The organism is Flavobacterium sp. (assembly GCF_027483985.1).
Classification (GTDB): Bacteria; Bacteroidota; Bacteroidia; order Flavobacteriales; family Flavobacteriaceae; genus Flavobacterium.
Window position 1 is genome coordinate 20,939 of sequence record NZ_JAIXTJ010000036.1, and the last position, 17,234, is coordinate 38,172.

The window sequence follows — 17,234 nt, forward strand, 5'->3', positions numbered from 1 at the left end:
TAAAAGGAAAAAGTATTATGCAAATTAAAAAATTTCTATTAGTAGCAATGCTACTGTTATCAGTAGCAAATTTAAGGGCACAAAATAAATCAGTTACACTATCTGGAAACACCAAAGACAAAACTACAAAGTTAGCTTTGGCATTTGTAAATGTGGCATTAAAAACTTCAAAAGAGGGTACTTCAATTGCCGGAACAATAACCAATGAAGAAGGTCGATTTTCATTGGCCAATATAAAATCGGGCAACTATATTTTAGAATTCTCTTTTATTGGTTACAAAACCAAAACACAATCGATTTATGTCGGCTCACTTTCCGAGTTTTTAGATCAAGGCACTATCGAACTGGAAGAAGATGCTACAACCTTACAAGAGGTAGTTATAGTTTCCAAACAAAATACAGTGAGTGAGAAAATGGATAAAAAAACGTTTTCTATGGCTGATAATATTAATCAAAGTGGCGGCTCTGTTTTACAATCTATGCAAAATTTACCGGGTGTTACTGTCCAAGACGGAAAAGTACAAATAAGAGGCAATGATAAAGTGACCGTATTGATAGATGGAAAACAAACAGCATTAACAGGTTTCGGCAACCAATCAGGTTTAGATAATATCCCAGCATCAGCAATCGATAAAATCGAAATCATTAATAATCCATCTGCCAAATACGATGCCAATGGTAATGCTGGAATTATTAATATTATCTACAAGAAAAATAAAAAAGAAGGTTTCAATGGCAAAGTAGGTTTTACTTCAGGTTTAGGTGCTCTGTGGGGACGAAAAGAAAATCTGCCTACAATAAGACCACAATATTCACTAACACCAAAAATCAATCCTACGCTATCACTCAATTACCGTAAAAACAAAATTAATGCGTTCTTTCAAGGCGATTATCTAAATACAGAAACGCTAAATAAAAATGAATTTGTAACACGAACATACAATGATGGAACAATAATTAACCAACAATTAAAAAGAAACCGAAACACCCATTTTACAACAATTAAATCGGGAATTGATTGGACTATTGATGATTACAATACGCTGACCGTTTCGGGTTTATTTGGTTCTGAAAAAATAATTGATAATGGCGACCAACCTTTTTTTAATTCAGACTATTCCGAACGATTGCGACTTTGGCAGTTTTTAGAAGACGAATTGAAAACTACAATCATGGGAACCGCAGCCTATCAACATAAATTCAAACAGGCTGGACATTTATTAAATATAGGTTTCAATTATACGTTTCACAGGGAAGATGAAAAATATTTCTTCGATAATATTTTACCAAGCTCTTCGAGTAAAGATTCTTTCAAATTATTATCTGATGAAAGTGTAGTAGATCTAAATATCGATTACATAAAGCCATTAAAATACGGACGAATTGAAACAGGTTTTAAATTTCGAAACCGAATTATTCCAACCAATATGCAATTCTTTCCAGGAACTAATTCTCCTTTGGATGCAAGTGCAGGTGGTAAAGCAACCTATGAAGAAATCATTCCAGCGGTTTATGGAAACTACATATACGAGACTAATAAAATCGAAGCCGAAATTGGATTGCGCCTAGAATACTTAGATTTAGAATACGAAGTAAATCCAAACCATCCAACTTACAAAACTGATGGCTACTCATATTTCGAACCATTCCCTAATTTCCGTTTTACCTATAAAATCAATGATGACAACAAAATATCATTGTTTTACAACCGCAGAATTGACCGACCAAACGAGGTAGATATTAGAATATTTCCAAAGTATGACGATGCAGAAATTATTAAAGTTGGTAATCCTGCACTAAGACCGCAATTCACAAATTTAGTGGAATTAGGTTTCAAAAGAAATTTGAAAAAAGGCTATTTATACTCCGCTATCTACCATCGTTTTGCCAATGCTACAATAACAAGAATAGCTTCTACAATTCCTAATAGTAATCTAATTTATGCCATCTTTCAAAACGTAAATAAAAGTTCAAATACAGGTGTTGAAATGGTCATTTCACAAGATATTGCAAAATGGTATTCTTCCAATCTTAATCTTAATGCCTATTACAATCAAATCGGTGAGTTTACTGTTCAAAATTTATATCCTGAGCCCAATACCTTTTCCGCAAACAAACAAGATGTTTTCTCTGGAAATATAAAGTGGAACAACACATTGCACTTAACTAAAAAAGTTGATGCACAAGTAACAGCAATTTATTTAGCACCAGATATTATTCCACAAGGCAAAATAAAATCTAGATTTTCAATTGATTTAGGGATAAAAAAATCAGTTCAAAATGGCAAAGGAGAATTTTTTATAAATGCAACCGACCTATTTAATACGTTGGTAATCAAAAGAGAAATCCAAGGACAGGATTTTAGTTACACCAGTAATGATTATTACGAAACACAAGTAATTAGATTGGGTTATAATTATAAATTCTAAAAAACATTTTTTACAAAGTAACCTACTAATTCAAAATTTCTACAAAATTGGTTTTCACCTTTGACTATAATTTAAAAAAATAGTCCTAATGACAAAATCAATATTAATATCAAAATCAACAAAGCTTAATTAAAATTTTCATGTTTTGAGCATTTACACTTTAGTGTGAGTGCTCATTTGCTTTAACCAAACTTAACCAATACATTATGTTCAAAAAAATCAATTTTTCTAAACGCTACAGCTTGCTTTTAGCATTCATATTATGGTTTCTAACATTCTCATTCATTTTACGAATAATCTTTATCATTTGGCAATATGATGAAGTTTCATTTAATCTATTTACAATCTTTGGTACATTGCTTACAGGACTGTTTTACGACATTGGTACAATAAGTTTTATTGCAATTCCTTCAGCACTATATTACTTTGTTTTCCCCAATAAATGGATTGGCTCATGGCTCGATAAAACCTTGGTTTGGTTTTTCACATCCTTAACCATTTTCATATTAGTTTTTACATTTTTTGCAGAAATTACATTTTGGGACGAGTTCAAAACAAGGTTTAACTTCATCGCAGTAGATTATTTAATATACACGCACGAGGTAATATCAAATATCCAAGAATCATATCCATTGCCTGTACTGATTTTTGGAGTTTTAGCCATTACCGCAATGATACTTTTTGTTTTCTATAAACTTAAAATTATTAAAAACACCTTCCATTCAAAAGCAACTGTAAAAGACAGAACAATTATACTAGCAATTACAATAGTGACTGCATTATTTTTTAGTTTTTTCATCACAAACAATCAAGCAGAATGGTCTAAAAACAGGTACAATGCTGAAATATCAAAATCGGGAATCTATTCATTTTTTGCAGCGTTTAGAAACAATCAAATGGCTTATAGTGAGTTTTATACATCTATAAATAATAAAGTAGCTTTTAATATTATCAGAAATAAATTAAGTGATAAAAACAGTAAATTCAAATCCGAAGGTTTATCAATTCACAGAACAATTACAGACACCTCTGAACAAGAACCGAGTAAGAAAAATGTAGTCTTCATTTTGGTTGAAAGTTTAAGTGGTAGCTTTATGAAAGAGTTTGGTAATAAAGAAAACATAACACCATTTTTAGACAGTTTAGCTCAAAAAAGCATCTTCTTTGATAACTTATATGCAACAGGCACAAGAACTGTTCGAGGTATGGAAGCAATGACACTTTGTATTCCACCAACACCCGGACAAAGTATTGTAAAACGTCCCGAAAATCAAAACCTATACACCGTTTCCAATGTTTTCAAAAGCAAAGGATATAACTCTAATTTCTTTTATGGTGGCGATGGTTATTTCGATAATATGAACGCCTATTTCGGCGGAAACGGATTTACGATATATGATCGTGGTCGCGGAAGTGTTTTGAGTGATAAAATTAAAACAGTAAGAAATAATATTAATGATGATGAAGTAACCTTCGAAAATGCTTGGGGAATTTGTGATGAAGACATTTACGCTAAAATGCTGAAAGTGGCTGATGAACACTATAAAAGCAATAAACCATTTTTCAATTTTGTAATGACAACTTCCAACCACAGACCATATACTTATCCTGATAATGCAATTGATATTCCTTCGGGAACTGGACGTGAAGGTGCAGTAAAATATACTGATTATGCCATCAAGAAAATGTTTGAAAAAGTCAAAAACAAACCTTGGTTCAAGAATACTGTTTTTATAATTATTGCCGACCATTGCGCTAGTAGTGCTGGAAAAGATGAAATAGATGTTGCCAATTATCACATCCCGGCATTTATTGTAAATTTTCCGGAAAATCGTAACCAAAAAGTAAATAAACTATGTTCTCAAATAGATGTTTTTCCAACATTTTTCTCATTGATGAATTGGAGTTATCAAAGTGATTTCTTTGGAAAAGATGTATTGCAATCAAATTTCGAAGAACGAGCTTTGTTAGGAACTTACAGAAAATTAGTCCTTATGAAAAAAAATCAAGTAATGATTTTATCCGACCAAAAAAAACAAGCTTTTTACAAATGGAATAAAGCAGATAATAGTTTGAAACCATTACAAATGAACAAGACATTTCTCGATGAAACAATATCATGGTATCAAACAGCCGATTATTTATTCACTAAAAAATTACTTAATTAATGATTTACATTCATTTTATTGTTAATCCAATATCAGGTAGTGGTAAACATAATATTGGCAAAACCGAATTAGAAAATTATTTTCCAAAGGACATTTATAAGATTGAAGTAGAGTATTCAAACTATAAAACACACGCAATTACACTTACTCAAAACGCCATTGTTAATAATCCTGACTGTATCGTTGCATGTGGTGGTGATGGAACCATAAATGAAGTAGCATCGTGTTTAATTAATACCAAAATAAAATTAGGAATTATTCCTGTTGGTTCTGGAAATGGTTTAGCTTCTAATCTAAGTATACCAAAAGCATTAGAGAAAGCAACAGAAATTATACGCAAGGGGAAAACACAGTTCATTGATGTTGGTAAAATAAATGACAATTATTTTTTCAGTAATGTGGGAGTTGGTATTGATGCATTGATTATAAAAAAATATGAGAGTTACAAAAAGAGAACTTTGATATCTTATGTTCGAGCGTCACTAACCTCAAGCATTCAATTCAAATCAATGCAGACGATACTTTCATTTAACAATCAGATTATCAATACAAATGCCTTTATGCTTTTTATTTCAAATTCTAACGAAATGGGATATGGAATGAGTTTAACGCCTAAAGCGAGTTTAAATGATGGTATGTTAGATTTAGTCATGGTCTCTAAACTAAACTTTTTTGATAAACTAATTTTAGGTATGCGTGTAGTATCAAATAAAATAGAAAAATTCAAAAAAGCGCAACACACTTTAATCGAAAATATCAACATAGAAATGCCTGAGAAAATTTTCTTAGACACTCAAATTGATGGAGAATTTCATAATTTAAAGACGAATAAAATAGCAGTTTCTGTAATAAAAAGCGGATTAGAAGTTTTGACAGAATAAAATTTAAACTAATTAAGTCATGAAACAGTATCAAATTTTTGCTCTAATATCGATGTTCTTCGCTGGTTTGACATCGGTAGTTGCGAAAGCAGGGTTAAAGAATGTAGCTTCCGATACAGGCTTAGCTATTCGGACTTCATTTGTATTTATTTTTATTTGGTTTAACATCATAGTTTTTAATAATTATAAAGATTTCTCTAATCTTACCAAAAAAGATGTTTTGTTATTAGGAGTTTCGGCTCTAACAACGGCAATTTCTTGGGTATTTTATTACAGAGCAATAAAAATAGGCACAGTCTCCGAAGTGGCATTAATCGATAAAGGAAGTATAATTATCACACTAGTACTTTCTTTTATTTTTCTAAATGAGCAATTTACTTGGCGCATAGCTTTGGGTGGATTGATGATTATTGGCGGAATACTAATCTTAACAATGAAATCATAATGGTATAAAACTACGCGTAACCCTTTAAATTATTTACCATGTTTAAAACCATTTTATTTTCATTTTTAAGTATAGCTACATTACATGCACAGAACCAGATTGAAAGTGTTCAAGAGAAGAAAATTGATACAGATACTATTCCGAAAAACGACAGCACGCATAAATTCAAATTCAAACAACTTATCATTCCATCGGTTTTGATAGGATATGGTGTAATTGGAATTGAAAGTGATCAATTAAAGCTTTTCAATACTCAAATAAAAGAAGAAGTTAATGAAGACATTGATGAAAAAATAACCATTGATGATTTCGCTCAATATGCACCAGCGCTATCAGTTTATGGTCTTAATGCTTTTGGAATAAAAGGTAAACACAACCTTAAAGACAGAACAATCATTTTAGGAACTTCATATTTATTAATGTCAGCTCCTATACTAAGTTTAAAATCAATTACAAAAGTAGAACGCCCAGACGGTTCCGCTTTCAACTCTTTCCCATCAGGACATACCGCTACTGCTTTCGCAGGTGCAGAATTCCTTTGGCAAGAATACAAAGATGTTTCCATTTGGTATGGTATTTCGGGATACATTATAGCTACTGGTACAGGAGCATTTAGGATTTACAACGACAAACATTGGCTAACCGATGTAGTCGCTGGTGCTGGAATTGGAATTTTAAGTACTAAAGTTGCCTATTGGATCAATCCATGGATACAGGAAGAAATATTCAAATCCAAAGAAAAAAATAGTATGTCAGCTATCGCTCCTTTTTACAACGGCAAACAATTGGGTGTTGGTTTCATAAAAACGTTTTAAATTATATCAATTTATATTCTATTTCTCAACTTTTATTCAAAAAAATATTCAAAATTGAATTCGAAAATAAACTTATTACTAACTAACCTTAATGAACAAATCAATTTTATTGATTTAGAAATTGACAACCCAATCAATAAATGCGAAAAAGCTATTGAGATAATTTTAATTTCTATAACAAATCTAAAAAAAGCTATTCAAAAAAATAATTTTAAATCTGTATCAGAGGAAATTGATTTCTTTAAAAACATCAAACCTCGATTTACATCAAAGTTAATATATTACAATGCAATATTTAAAATTGAAACAAAGAAGCCACATGGCGGAGAAAGAATTCTCAAAAAATATCTTAATAACGAATTAGATAAACTTAAAAGTTATTTTGATAGTAATTTAGACTTCTACAGATACTATAGAACAGGAAGCAGTTATTTAGATCATAAATATTTTGTACGAGGCAAGTTCGATGTAAAATTAGCTTTAGATAGCTTTTATTTTGAGGCAGATCACACCTTTTCAACTTCGCATGATTTTAAAGTGGCAAAGATTTTGGCGCACGATTTAATCCAAGTTTATCTTGAAGATAAATTATTGATTATGGAAAATAAAGACCCAAAAGAAAAATCACAAGTCCAACCCAAGGTGAAGCAAACTTGGACTGGCTCAAAAGTCGCGCTAATAGAGCTTTTATATGCTTTACATACCGAAGGTGTGTTCAATAACGGTACATCAGATTTAAAAGATATTGCAGAGTATTTCGAAAATGTATTTAACATCAATTTAGGTCAGTATCATAGAGCTTTCCTTGAAATTAGAATGAGAAAATCAGACCAAACTAAATTCATTAACTCACTAAGAGAAAAATTAACAAAACGCATGGAAAACACTGACGACTTGCTTTAACACCAACAAATACAATACTTTGAATAAAAATCATTCACAACTTGTGATTGACTTGTGATTTAAAACTATTCAAATACTACAATTTTGTACCATAACAATCTAAAACATACGTTATGGCAATCGAAGTTATTACCCGTGAAGACTTAAACGAATTCAGAAGTCTTCTTTTGAACGATTTAAAAGAAATCATTCAATCCAAACAACAACAAACTAAACAGTGGCTCAAATCTAATGAAGTCCGTAAACTGTTAAACATCTCTCCAGGTACATTACAAAATCTCCGCATCAACGGAACACTAACCTATACCAAAATAGGTGGCATAATGTATTATGACAATTCAGATATTGATAAGTTATTAAACGGAAACAAGGTAAATGCTATACCTACCCTCTTTAAGTAAACTCTTTGTGAGTTTAGCGTTGTCATCCTTAGCTTGTCGAAGGACTTTGCCCTCTTTGCGGGTAAAACTCTACTAATCACTTTTCACTAATTACTAATCACTAGTAAATGAATTACATAAAACACCTAACTGGTTTCTTCGAAAAAGTAGCCATAGACAAAACACTCAATCCAACACACGTTAGCTTATATATTGCGCTATTCCAATTCTGGAACTGCAACCGTTTTAAAAATCCAATCAGTATAAATCGCGATGAGGTTATGCGAATAAGCAAAATCAGTTCCAAAGCAACCTATCACAAATGTCTGAAGAACTTGCATAGTTTGGGTTACATCAATTACGAACCATCTTACAATCCATTCAAAGGAAGTCACGTCATATTATTTAATTTTTCAGAAGATTTAAAACCGTTGTCAAAATCCGAAAGAAAACCAAAAAATGAACCACTTATTGAACTTGTTTCTGAACATGCTTTGAACAAGTCTTGTACTAGTAGTGAAACAAGTACTGAACAAGCACTAGTACCTTCTATAAACTATATAAACAATACAAACATTTTAAACGATAAAAACGTTTCAAACTTGGAAAAGCAAGCAAAAAAATTTGAAGAAATAAATAATTCAATTTTAAAAAATGAAATTGAAGAAGAGAAAGAAAAAAAGCTGCGCGAAAAAAAGAAAGAGAAATTTATTATCACTTCGAACGTAGTCGAGAAGCCAACAATCGAAGAAGTCAAAACCTATTTCCAAGAAAATAACTTTCCGGAACAAGAAGCTCAAAAATTCTTCAATTACTTCAAAAGTGTCGGTTGGTTAGTCGGTGGAAAAACACCAATGGTCGATTGGCAAGCAGCAGCACAAAATTGGATGATTAACGCACCAAAATATATTTCAAATGCAGAACAGCCAAACAGAGCAAAACAACTCAACACAACAACCGACAAAGATTATTCAGAACCGCTTTAACCTGAACTTGTTTCAGGTTCTCACAAATTGTCACACTGAGCATTTGATATTAAGAGGAGGACTGCCAGTGGCAGTCAGGTATTTTAAAACTTTGCGAACCTTGCGGTGAACCTTTGCACTCTTTGCGGTTAAATCTTAAACTATGGAAAAACCATTAAAATCACATTACAGCTACACCGAGGTAACCGACTGGCTCGAGGCAAAAGGAGTTGAACTATACGGTAATCATTTCAAAATCCTTGAAACTGATTACCCAATAGTTTACAAACTAATCGCTTATTTCCTAAAAGACGAGCCAACATGTTTCCAATACGGAATCAACCTCAACAAGGGTATATTATTAACGGGACCAATCGGCTGCGGAAAAACATCATTAATGAACTTAATGAAATACCTCACTCCTACTGAAAATAAATTTACAGTAAAACCTTGCAGAGATATAAGCTTCGAATTCATCCAAGACGGCTACCAAATAATCCACAAATACAGTATTGGAAAACTACACCAATCCGAAACAAGAACCTATTGCTTTGACGATCTTGGAACAGAAAACAACCTAAAATACTTCGGTAACGAATGCAACGTAATGGCAGAAATCCTATTAAGCCGATACGATCTATTCATTTCAAAAAAACTTCAAACCCATATAACCACTAACCTATCAGCCACAGAAATTGAAAAACATTACGGCAACAGAGTTAGAAGCCGTTTACGTCAGATGGTAAACCTAATTGCATATGATAAAACAACATCCGATAAACGCTAACGTTAGTTCGAGTGTTTTTTGTGCAATGAAACAGAACAAAAAATGACCCGAGGCAATAGCCGAATTGAGCGAAGCTAATCGAGAACCTTTCAAACAACCGAATAACCTAATGAACACAATAACCAATTTCTGGAACCACTTCCAACAAAACAACTTCGTTTTCCTACTCATAAACGAAATCCCGACAGACGAACTAAAAAAACATTTAGATAAACTAATCGGGATACTACATCAATACAACAAAGACCTAGACCTAATCATAAAGAACAAAACTAAAGGCGGCGAATTAATAATAACCGCAAACGGAAATCCTTATCTTTTCAAAGAAGTAGAATTACTAGTCTATTACGCACCAGTTGTCGAGCGTTGGAAAATAACAGCATTCCTTCAACCAGAAACAAACCTAACCAAATACGAAAACGGCACCGATAAACCACTAGAATATTACGGCATCACTTTGAGAATAAGTGAAATGTATTTCATCCCATTAGAAAACCCAAAAAAAACCACCGATTTAGGAATAAAGGTATTACTCAAAAACTACATTATCCACAAAGACGACCCAAGACTTCGAGAAGCTGTTTACGTTCACATCGAACACTTAATCGGAGAAAAAGCTTTTGCTAATGATATAGCATTTATTGAAATTGAACAATTAGAAGGAGACAATGAAAACCAAATAGAATTGTATAATCTAAAGTCATACATCGATATTGAAATGAATAATTAAGTTTAGGCGATAAATCCAATTTACTTCTAAAATTCATACAGTATTCAATAGGTGAAACACTGCACAATTAATCGTAAAAATCTATAAAACAGTATATTTTAAAACCATAAACAAATGCTATAGAATCCACCTAGGATATCGACATAACAAGTACTTAATCTTCCAAAAGTATCTTACTAGCAGTTAATTATATTTATATTCCTAGTGGAAGATTAATAATTGCTGTAAAGATTAATAATTGTATTGATTGAACTACTAACAAATTAAGTATTTTTAACTTTTGATAATTAAAAACAAAAAAGTACATTTGATTAATTTGATTTCTTTAAATAAATCAAAAAAAAAGCGACAACTTTTGATTGCCGCTTTGAATGTTTTCACAACGGAATAATCCTTATTGTGAATTGCTTCAAAATTGTAATGCAATAATACAAATTAAATTTTAATATACAATTGCGGTTTTCCGTAAAATAAAAATATTTCTTTAAATTAATTTTAGCGATTAAAACAGTAAAGTATGAAAAAAATATTAGGTTTAGATTTAGGTACAAATTCAATTGGGTGGGCACTAACAAATAATGATTTCGAAAATAAGAAAGGTAATATTGAAGGATTAGGTAGTAGAATAATACCAATGAGCCAAGATGTGCTTGGAAAATTTGATAGTGGTGTGTCCATTTCTCAAACTGCTGAAAGAACAAAATATCGAGGTACTAGAAGATTAGTGCAACGATTTTTATTAAGAAGAGAACGTCTACACAGAATTTTAAACATTCTTGATTTTTTACCTAAACATTATTCTGATGCAATCGATTTTGATAAGCGTTTTGGTCAATTTAAACGCGAAAAAGAAGAAAAACTTTCTTTTTATAAAAATGAAGTTGGTAAAAACCAATTCATATTTATGGAAAGTCACCAAGAAATGCTTACAGAATTCAAATTGACAAATGCAGGATTAAAACAAGTTCCATATGATTGGACTATTTACTATTTGAGAAAAAAAGCATTAACTGAAAAGATAAGTAAAGAAGAACTTGCTTGGATTTTATTAAACTTTAATCAAAAGAGAGGGTATTATCAATTACGTGGCGAAGAACAAGAAGAAAACAAAAACAAATTAGAAGAGTTCCATACTCTTAAAGTTGTTAATGTTGTTGAAAGAGAAAAAGGAAAGTCCGGTATTTGGTATAATGTTATTCTTGAAAATGGATGGATATACAAAAGAGAAAGTAAAGTCGCATTATTTGATTGGGTAGGAAAACAAAAAGAGTTTATTGTAACCACAGAATTAAATGATGACGGAACTATAAAACTCAATAAAGACAATGAAGAAAAAAGAAGTTTTAGGTCTCCAAAAGAAGACGATTGGGGACTAGTTAAAATTAGAACTGAACAAACTATTAATCAAAGTGGAAAATCTGTTGGTTCTTTCATTTATGAAAATTTACTTAAAAACCCACATCAAAAAATAAAAGGTGAACTAGTTAGAACAATTGAAAGAAAGTTTTATAGAGAGGAGCTATCTAAAATTCTAAAAACTCAAATAGAATTTCATTCAACTATTTTAAAGGATAAAAATCTTTACAAAAAATGTATTAATGAATTGTATAGGCATAATGATGCTCATAAAAGTAATATTAAAGATAGAGATTTTGAGTACTTATTTTTAGATGATATTATCTTTTATCAACGACCTCTAAAAAGTAAAACTTCTTTGATAAGTGATTGCAGTTTAGAATTTAGACCAATCAAAGATAAAAAAGGTGTTTTACTTAAAGATGCCAATGGAAATCAAATTTTAAAACCTTTAAAATGTATTGCGAAGTCTAATCCTATATTCCAAGAATTTAGATTACTACAATTTGTTAAAAACCTAAGACTATTTAAAAAAGGAATAATAGATGATATTGATGTAACCGATGACTATTTGAAATCGGAAGAAGATTTAGTAGAACTGTTTAATTGGCTCAATGATAAAGCAGAAATTAGTCAAAAACAGTTTTTAGCTTATCCAAAATTCAAGTTAAAAGAAGAGAAGTATAGATGGAATTTTGTAGAAGACAAAATCTATCCATGCAATGAAACAAGAAATCAGTTTTTGAATGCCATTGCAAAAATTGATATAGATAAATCTTTTTTTGATTCAAAAAATACTCAAGAATTATGGCATATTTTATATTCGGTTACTGATAAAATTGAAATTACGAAAGCAATTACAACTTTTGCCATAAGACATAATTTATCGGAAGAGTTTATAACAAACTTTTCAAAATTAAAGCCTTATAAAAAAGATTACGGCTCTTTTTCTGAAAAAGCAATTAAAAAGTTATTGCCTTTGATGCGTTTTGGAAGTAATTGGAATGAAAATAACATTGATCCTAAAACACTAGAGAGAATCGATAAATTGCAAACTGGAGAGTTTGATGAAAATATTAGAACTCGTGTTCGAGAAAAAGCTATTAATTTAAATACCCTTTCAGATTTCAAAGGTTTACCATTATGGTTAGCCTCATATATTATTTATGACAAGCACAGCGAAGCCAGTGATATATCTAAATGGAAAACTCCAGCAGATATTGAACACTTTTTAAAGCACTATTTTAAACAACATTCACTTCGCAATCCAATAGTTGAACAAGTTATAACTGAAACTTTACGTGTTGTAAAAGATATCTGGCAACATTATGGAGAAGGCAAAGAAAACTTCTTTGATGAAATTCATATTGAATTGGGTCGAGAAATGAAAAATAATGCTGCGGACAGAAAGCTAATTTCTGAAACTATAAATCAAAATGAAAACACAAACTTACGTATCAAAGCCATTTTAACTGAATTAAAAAATGGTGGTATAAATGATATTCGTCCCTATTCGCCAAGTCAACAAGAGATTCTAAAAATATATGAAGAAGGAGTTTATAGTAGTGAAAACAACAAAGAAAAGTTAGAAGAAGTTGATAAAATTAGAAAAAATGCTAAACCAACAACTTCTGAAATCAACAAATATAAACTTTGGCTAGAACAAGGTTATATTTCACCTTATACAGGAAAATTAATTCCATTAAGTGATTTGTTTACTACAAGGTATCAAATCGAACATATTATTCCACAATCAAGATTATTTGACGATTCGTTATCTAATAAAGTTATTTGTGAATCGGAAGTCAATGAACTTAAAAGCAATATGACTGCGCTAGAATTCATTCAAAAAAATGAAGATAGAATTGTAACCTTGACTGGAGGAAAAACGGTTAAAATATTTACTGTAAATGCTTATAATCAACACATAACTAATTATTACAATAAAAATAAAAGCAAACAAAAACGATTATTGAGTGAAGATATTCTAGAAAAATTCATAGAAAGACAGTTGAACGATACCAAATACATCAGTAAGATTGTAAAAAATCTTTTGAGTAAAATAGTTCGTGAAGATGACGAGCAAGAAGTGACCTCAAAGCATGTTGTTTCTTTGAATGGATCAATAACTTCACGAATGAAACAAGATTGGGGTTTAAATGATGTTTGGAACAAAATTGTTACACCTCGTTTTGAGCGTTTGAATGCTATCACTAATTCAAGTGATTTTGGTAAATTAGAACTTAAAAAAGATGAATTTGGAAATAGTGGTAAACAAATTTTTCAAACCGCAGTTCCTGATGCCATTGCAAAAGGATTTTCTAAAAAAAGAATAGACCATCGTCATCATGCTTTAGACGCATTGGTAATTGCTTGTGTTACAAAAGAACATATTAATTACCTAAACTCAATTAATTCCGAAAGAACTAATTATTCATTAGTTTCTAAATTACGTAAAATAGAAGAAATTGTAATTAATGAAAAAACTCAAAAAATAGCAAAAGAATTTCATAAACCTTGGGAGAATTTTACAAAAAATGCAGAAGATGAATTGAATCAAACCATTATTAGCTTCAAGCAAAATACTAGAGTTATCAATAAAACTGTAAATAAATATCAAGTTTGGAAAGAAGAAGATGGCGCATTTAAAAAAATCACTATTAAACAAGTGAAAGGCGATAATTGGGCAATTAGAAAACCAATGCACGCAGAAACTGTAAGTGGAAAAGTATTTTTAAAGCGAATCAAACAAAGTCATATTACGATTGTAAATGCTATTGAACAAGTAGAATTGATTGTTGATATTGCAGTTAAAAAGCAATTAATTGATAAAATAAAACAATACCCAAATAATATTGAAGGATTAAAGAAACATCTTAAAGCATTTCCTATCAAAATAAATGATAAAGTTATTGATAAGATACAAGTATATGAAACAATTCAAGCTACAGCAACAAGAAAAAATTTAGACATAACTTTTGATGAAAAAAGAATCGAAAAAATAACCGATACTGGAATTCAAAAAATTCTATTGAATCATCTTAGACAAGAAAAATATCAAAATGTTGTTGATGAAAGTGGCAAAAAAATACCTGCACATGAAGTTGCCTTTTCTGAAAATGGTTTAGATGAGTTAAATAAAAATATTACTGTATTAAATAATGGTAAAAAGCACCAACCAATTATTAAAGTTAGAGTTTTTGAAGAAGGTGGAAAGTTTAGTTTAGGACAAACAGGTAATAAATCTGATAAATATGTTGAAGCTGCTAAAGGTACAAATTTATTTTTCGCCATTTATCAAGATGAAAAAGGGAAACGAAACTATAAAACTATTCCTTTCAACGAAGTAATTGAAAGACAAAAGCAAGGTTTAAGTTCCGCTGTAGAAATTGATGAGAACGGAAATCGTCTTTTATTTACTCTTTCTCCAAATGATTTAGTTTACATTCCTACTGATGATGAAAAAGAAAGTTTAACACTTCATAATTTTGATAAATTATCAAAAGAACAAACAGAACGCATATATAAATTTGTCAGCTGCACTGGAGGAGAAGGACATTTTGTTTCTAATAGTTATTCAAAAGAAATAATTACTAATGAGAATGGTTCAAATAATAAAAATGAAAGAATGCTAGAATTGAACAATTCAAATACTATATATGATGAAAAAGAAAAACCAGTAATGATTAAATCCATTTGTTGGAAACTAGAAGTTGGTAGACTTGGAAAAATAAAAAGGATAATTAGATGATAAAAAAAACACTTTTCTTCGGTAATCCTGCTTATTTAAGTACTAAAAATGAGCAATTGGTAGTAACTTATCCAGACAAGGAACAAGAAACCAAAACTGTGGCTATTGAAGATATAGGTGTTATAGTTATGGAAAATCAGCAAATTACTATCACTAATGGATTGTTGGAAAAGTTGACTAATAATAATGTGGCATTAATTAATTGCGATCAATACCATTTACCTATTGGTTTGTTAATGCCATTGAGTGGTCATACCGAACAAACGGAGCGCTTCCGCAATCAAATTGAAGCGTCGCAACCGTTAAAGAAAAACCTTTGGCAACAAACTATCAGCGCTAAAATTAGTAATCAAGGTGCTTTGCTTAAAGAAAAGGGAATTCCCATGCGAAAGATGGAATTGTGGGCTAAGGAAGTTACTTCGGGCGATTCCTTGAACCATGAAGCAAGAGCTGCAGTTTATTACTGGGATAATTTATTTAAAATAGACGGATTCACAAGACAGCAAAAAGGATTACCTCCCAACAATTTGCTAAATTATGGTTATGCAATTTTGAGAGGAATAACTGCAAGAGCTATTGTGAGTTCTGGAATGTTACCTACTTTGGGGATATTTCATAGAAATAAATATAATGCCTATTGTTTGGCAGATGATATTATGGAACCCTACAGACCTTTTGTGGATTTAATCGTTTGTCATTTAATGGAGACGGAAGATACTATCGAGGAATTAACAGTTGAAATAAAAAAACAGCTGCTAAGTATCGCAACTATTGATGTGAAAATTGATGGCAAAACAAGCCCTTTGATGATTGCAATGAGCCGCACTACAAATTCATTATATGAATGTTTTGAAGGCAGCTCGAGAAAAATATTATACCCGGTATATGTATGACGAACATTATAGCAGATTAAACCAATACAGAAGTTTGTGGATATTAGTATTCTTTGATTTACCCACCGAAACTCGGAAGGAACGTAAAATAGCTGGATTGTTTCGTAAAAAGCTACTTGACGATGGTTTTTCTATGTTTCAGTTTTCTATTTATATGCGGTTTTGCGCTAGCAGGGAAAATGCAGAAGTTCACACTAAAAGAATTAAAAATAGTTTGCCCGAACATGGCAAAATTGGCGTGATGCAAATTACCGATAAACAATTTGGAATGATGGAGTTGTTTTACGGAAAAAAGCCAGTAGAGACTGATAAACCATCGCAACAATTGGAATTATTTTAATTTTGGGTAGGATTGTAAAAAACTAACTCCTTCTCTACCCTATTAGTTTAACTAGAAGTATTTTCGAATTCTAACATTACTCATAAATCCCAGCATTTCAGTCAATTATAACTGTTTATGTTGGGAATTATAAGTAAAAATACAATTTTGAAAGCAATTCACAACCTGTAACGGGCGCATCTGCTCCATTTACTCGTTGGGAATTATAAGTAAAAATACAATTTTGAAAGCAATTCACAACTGTTTTTATTGGCGTTTAAAATAGTTCCGGTTGGGAATTATAAGTAAAAATACAATTTTGAAAGCAATTCACAACTAAATCTAGTTTCAATACTTGTTTCCGCTAGTTGGGAATTATAAGTAAAAATACAATTTTGAAAGCAATTCACAA

General features: G+C 30.9%; 13 protein-coding genes. All 13 read left to right on the top strand.

Features of this window, described 5'->3' with window-relative positions:
* Window positions 1–17: 17 nt before the first annotated feature.
* The 13 genes from Q0050_RS09590 (at window position 18) to cas2 (ending at window position 16,843) form a co-directional block, all read left to right on the top strand.
* A complete protein-coding gene (locus Q0050_RS09590; RefSeq protein ID WP_298394780.1) occupies window positions 18–2,429 on the top strand; it encodes an outer membrane beta-barrel protein in 2,412 nt (803 codons plus the stop codon).
* Window positions 2,430–2,635: 206 nt separating this feature from the next.
* A complete protein-coding gene (locus Q0050_RS09595; RefSeq protein WP_298394782.1) occupies window positions 2,636–4,597 on the top strand; it encodes an LTA synthase family protein in 1,962 nt (653 codons plus the stop codon).
* The gene (locus Q0050_RS09600; protein WP_298394785.1) at window positions 4,597–5,478 is read left to right on the top strand and encodes a diacylglycerol kinase family protein; all 882 of its coding nucleotides are present in this window, start codon (window positions 4,597–4,599) and stop codon (window positions 5,476–5,478) included. The genes Q0050_RS09595 and Q0050_RS09600 overlap by 1 nt, the downstream gene beginning before the upstream one ends.
* Window positions 5,479–5,497: 19 nt before the next feature.
* A complete protein-coding gene (locus Q0050_RS09605) occupies window positions 5,498–5,923 on the top strand; it encodes an EamA family transporter (protein WP_099715582.1) in 426 nt (141 codons plus the stop codon).
* A gap of 38 nt (window positions 5,924–5,961) precedes the next feature.
* Window positions 5,962–6,738: a phosphatase PAP2 family protein gene (locus Q0050_RS09610; RefSeq protein WP_298394793.1), complete on the top strand. Its 777-nt coding sequence runs from the start codon at window positions 5,962–5,964 to the stop codon at window positions 6,736–6,738.
* Between the two features lie 54 nt (window positions 6,739–6,792).
* A complete protein-coding gene (locus Q0050_RS09615) occupies window positions 6,793–7,641 on the top strand; it encodes an RteC domain-containing protein (RefSeq protein ID WP_298394796.1) in 849 nt (282 codons plus the stop codon).
* 113 nt (window positions 7,642–7,754) lie between these two features.
* Window positions 7,755–8,042, top strand: coding sequence for a helix-turn-helix domain-containing protein (locus Q0050_RS09620; protein ID WP_298394799.1), 288 nt, complete (start codon window positions 7,755–7,757; stop codon window positions 8,040–8,042).
* A gap of 107 nt (window positions 8,043–8,149) precedes the next feature.
* Window positions 8,150–9,007: a transcriptional regulator gene (locus tag Q0050_RS09625; RefSeq protein WP_298394802.1), complete on the top strand. Its 858-nt coding sequence runs from the start codon at window positions 8,150–8,152 to the stop codon at window positions 9,005–9,007.
* 142 nt (window positions 9,008–9,149) lie between these two features.
* Complete coding sequence (locus Q0050_RS09630) at window positions 9,150–9,773, top strand: ATPase (protein ID WP_298394805.1); 624 nt, start codon at window positions 9,150–9,152, stop codon at window positions 9,771–9,773.
* 109 nt (window positions 9,774–9,882) lie between these two features.
* Window positions 9,883–10,503, top strand: coding sequence for a hypothetical protein (locus tag Q0050_RS09635; protein WP_298394807.1), 621 nt, complete (start codon window positions 9,883–9,885; stop codon window positions 10,501–10,503).
* 517 nt (window positions 10,504–11,020) lie between these two features.
* Window positions 11,021–15,610: a type II CRISPR RNA-guided endonuclease Cas9 gene (gene cas9 / locus Q0050_RS09640; protein WP_298394809.1), complete on the top strand. Its 4,590-nt coding sequence runs from the start codon at window positions 11,021–11,023 to the stop codon at window positions 15,608–15,610.
* Window positions 15,607–16,503 carry a type II CRISPR-associated endonuclease Cas1 gene (gene cas1 / locus Q0050_RS09645; protein WP_298394811.1) on the top strand — a complete coding sequence of 299 codons (897 nt, stop codon included), beginning with the start codon at window positions 15,607–15,609 and terminating at the stop codon, window positions 16,501–16,503. The genes cas9 and cas1 overlap by 4 nt, the downstream gene beginning before the upstream one ends.
* Window positions 16,496–16,843 carry a CRISPR-associated endonuclease Cas2 gene (gene cas2 / locus Q0050_RS09650; protein WP_298119378.1) on the top strand — a complete coding sequence of 116 codons (348 nt, stop codon included), beginning with the start codon at window positions 16,496–16,498 and terminating at the stop codon, window positions 16,841–16,843. The genes cas1 and cas2 overlap by 8 nt, the downstream gene beginning before the upstream one ends.
* The last annotated feature ends 391 nt before the right edge of the window (window positions 16,844–17,234 follow it).

Bases quoted from the DNA above. Each gene is read 5' to 3' on its own strand.
- Q0050_RS09590 (WP_298394780.1), top strand. From the start codon at position 18: ATGCAAATTAAAAAATTTCTATTAGTAGCAATGCTACTGTTATCAGTA.
- Q0050_RS09595 (WP_298394782.1), top strand. From the start codon at position 2,636: ATGTTCAAAAAAATCAATTTTTCTAAACGCTACAGCTTGCTTTTAGCA.
- Q0050_RS09600 (WP_298394785.1), top strand. From the start codon at position 4,597: ATGATTTACATTCATTTTATTGTTAATCCAATATCAGGTAGTGGTAAA.
- Q0050_RS09605 (WP_099715582.1), top strand. From the start codon at position 5,498: ATGAAACAGTATCAAATTTTTGCTCTAATATCGATGTTCTTCGCTGGT.
- Q0050_RS09610 (WP_298394793.1), top strand. From the start codon at position 5,962: ATGTTTAAAACCATTTTATTTTCATTTTTAAGTATAGCTACATTACAT.
- Q0050_RS09620 (WP_298394799.1), top strand. From the start codon at position 7,755: ATGGCAATCGAAGTTATTACCCGTGAAGACTTAAACGAATTCAGAAGT.
- Q0050_RS09625 (WP_298394802.1), top strand. From the start codon at position 8,150: ATGAATTACATAAAACACCTAACTGGTTTCTTCGAAAAAGTAGCCATA.
- Q0050_RS09630 (WP_298394805.1), top strand. From the start codon at position 9,150: ATGGAAAAACCATTAAAATCACATTACAGCTACACCGAGGTAACCGAC.
- Q0050_RS09635 (WP_298394807.1), top strand. From the start codon at position 9,883: ATGAACACAATAACCAATTTCTGGAACCACTTCCAACAAAACAACTTC.
- cas9 (WP_298394809.1), top strand. From the start codon at position 11,021: ATGAAAAAAATATTAGGTTTAGATTTAGGTACAAATTCAATTGGGTGG.
- cas1 (WP_298394811.1), top strand. From the start codon at position 15,607: ATGATAAAAAAAACACTTTTCTTCGGTAATCCTGCTTATTTAAGTACT.
- cas2 (WP_298119378.1), top strand. From the start codon at position 16,496: ATGTATGACGAACATTATAGCAGATTAAACCAATACAGAAGTTTGTGG.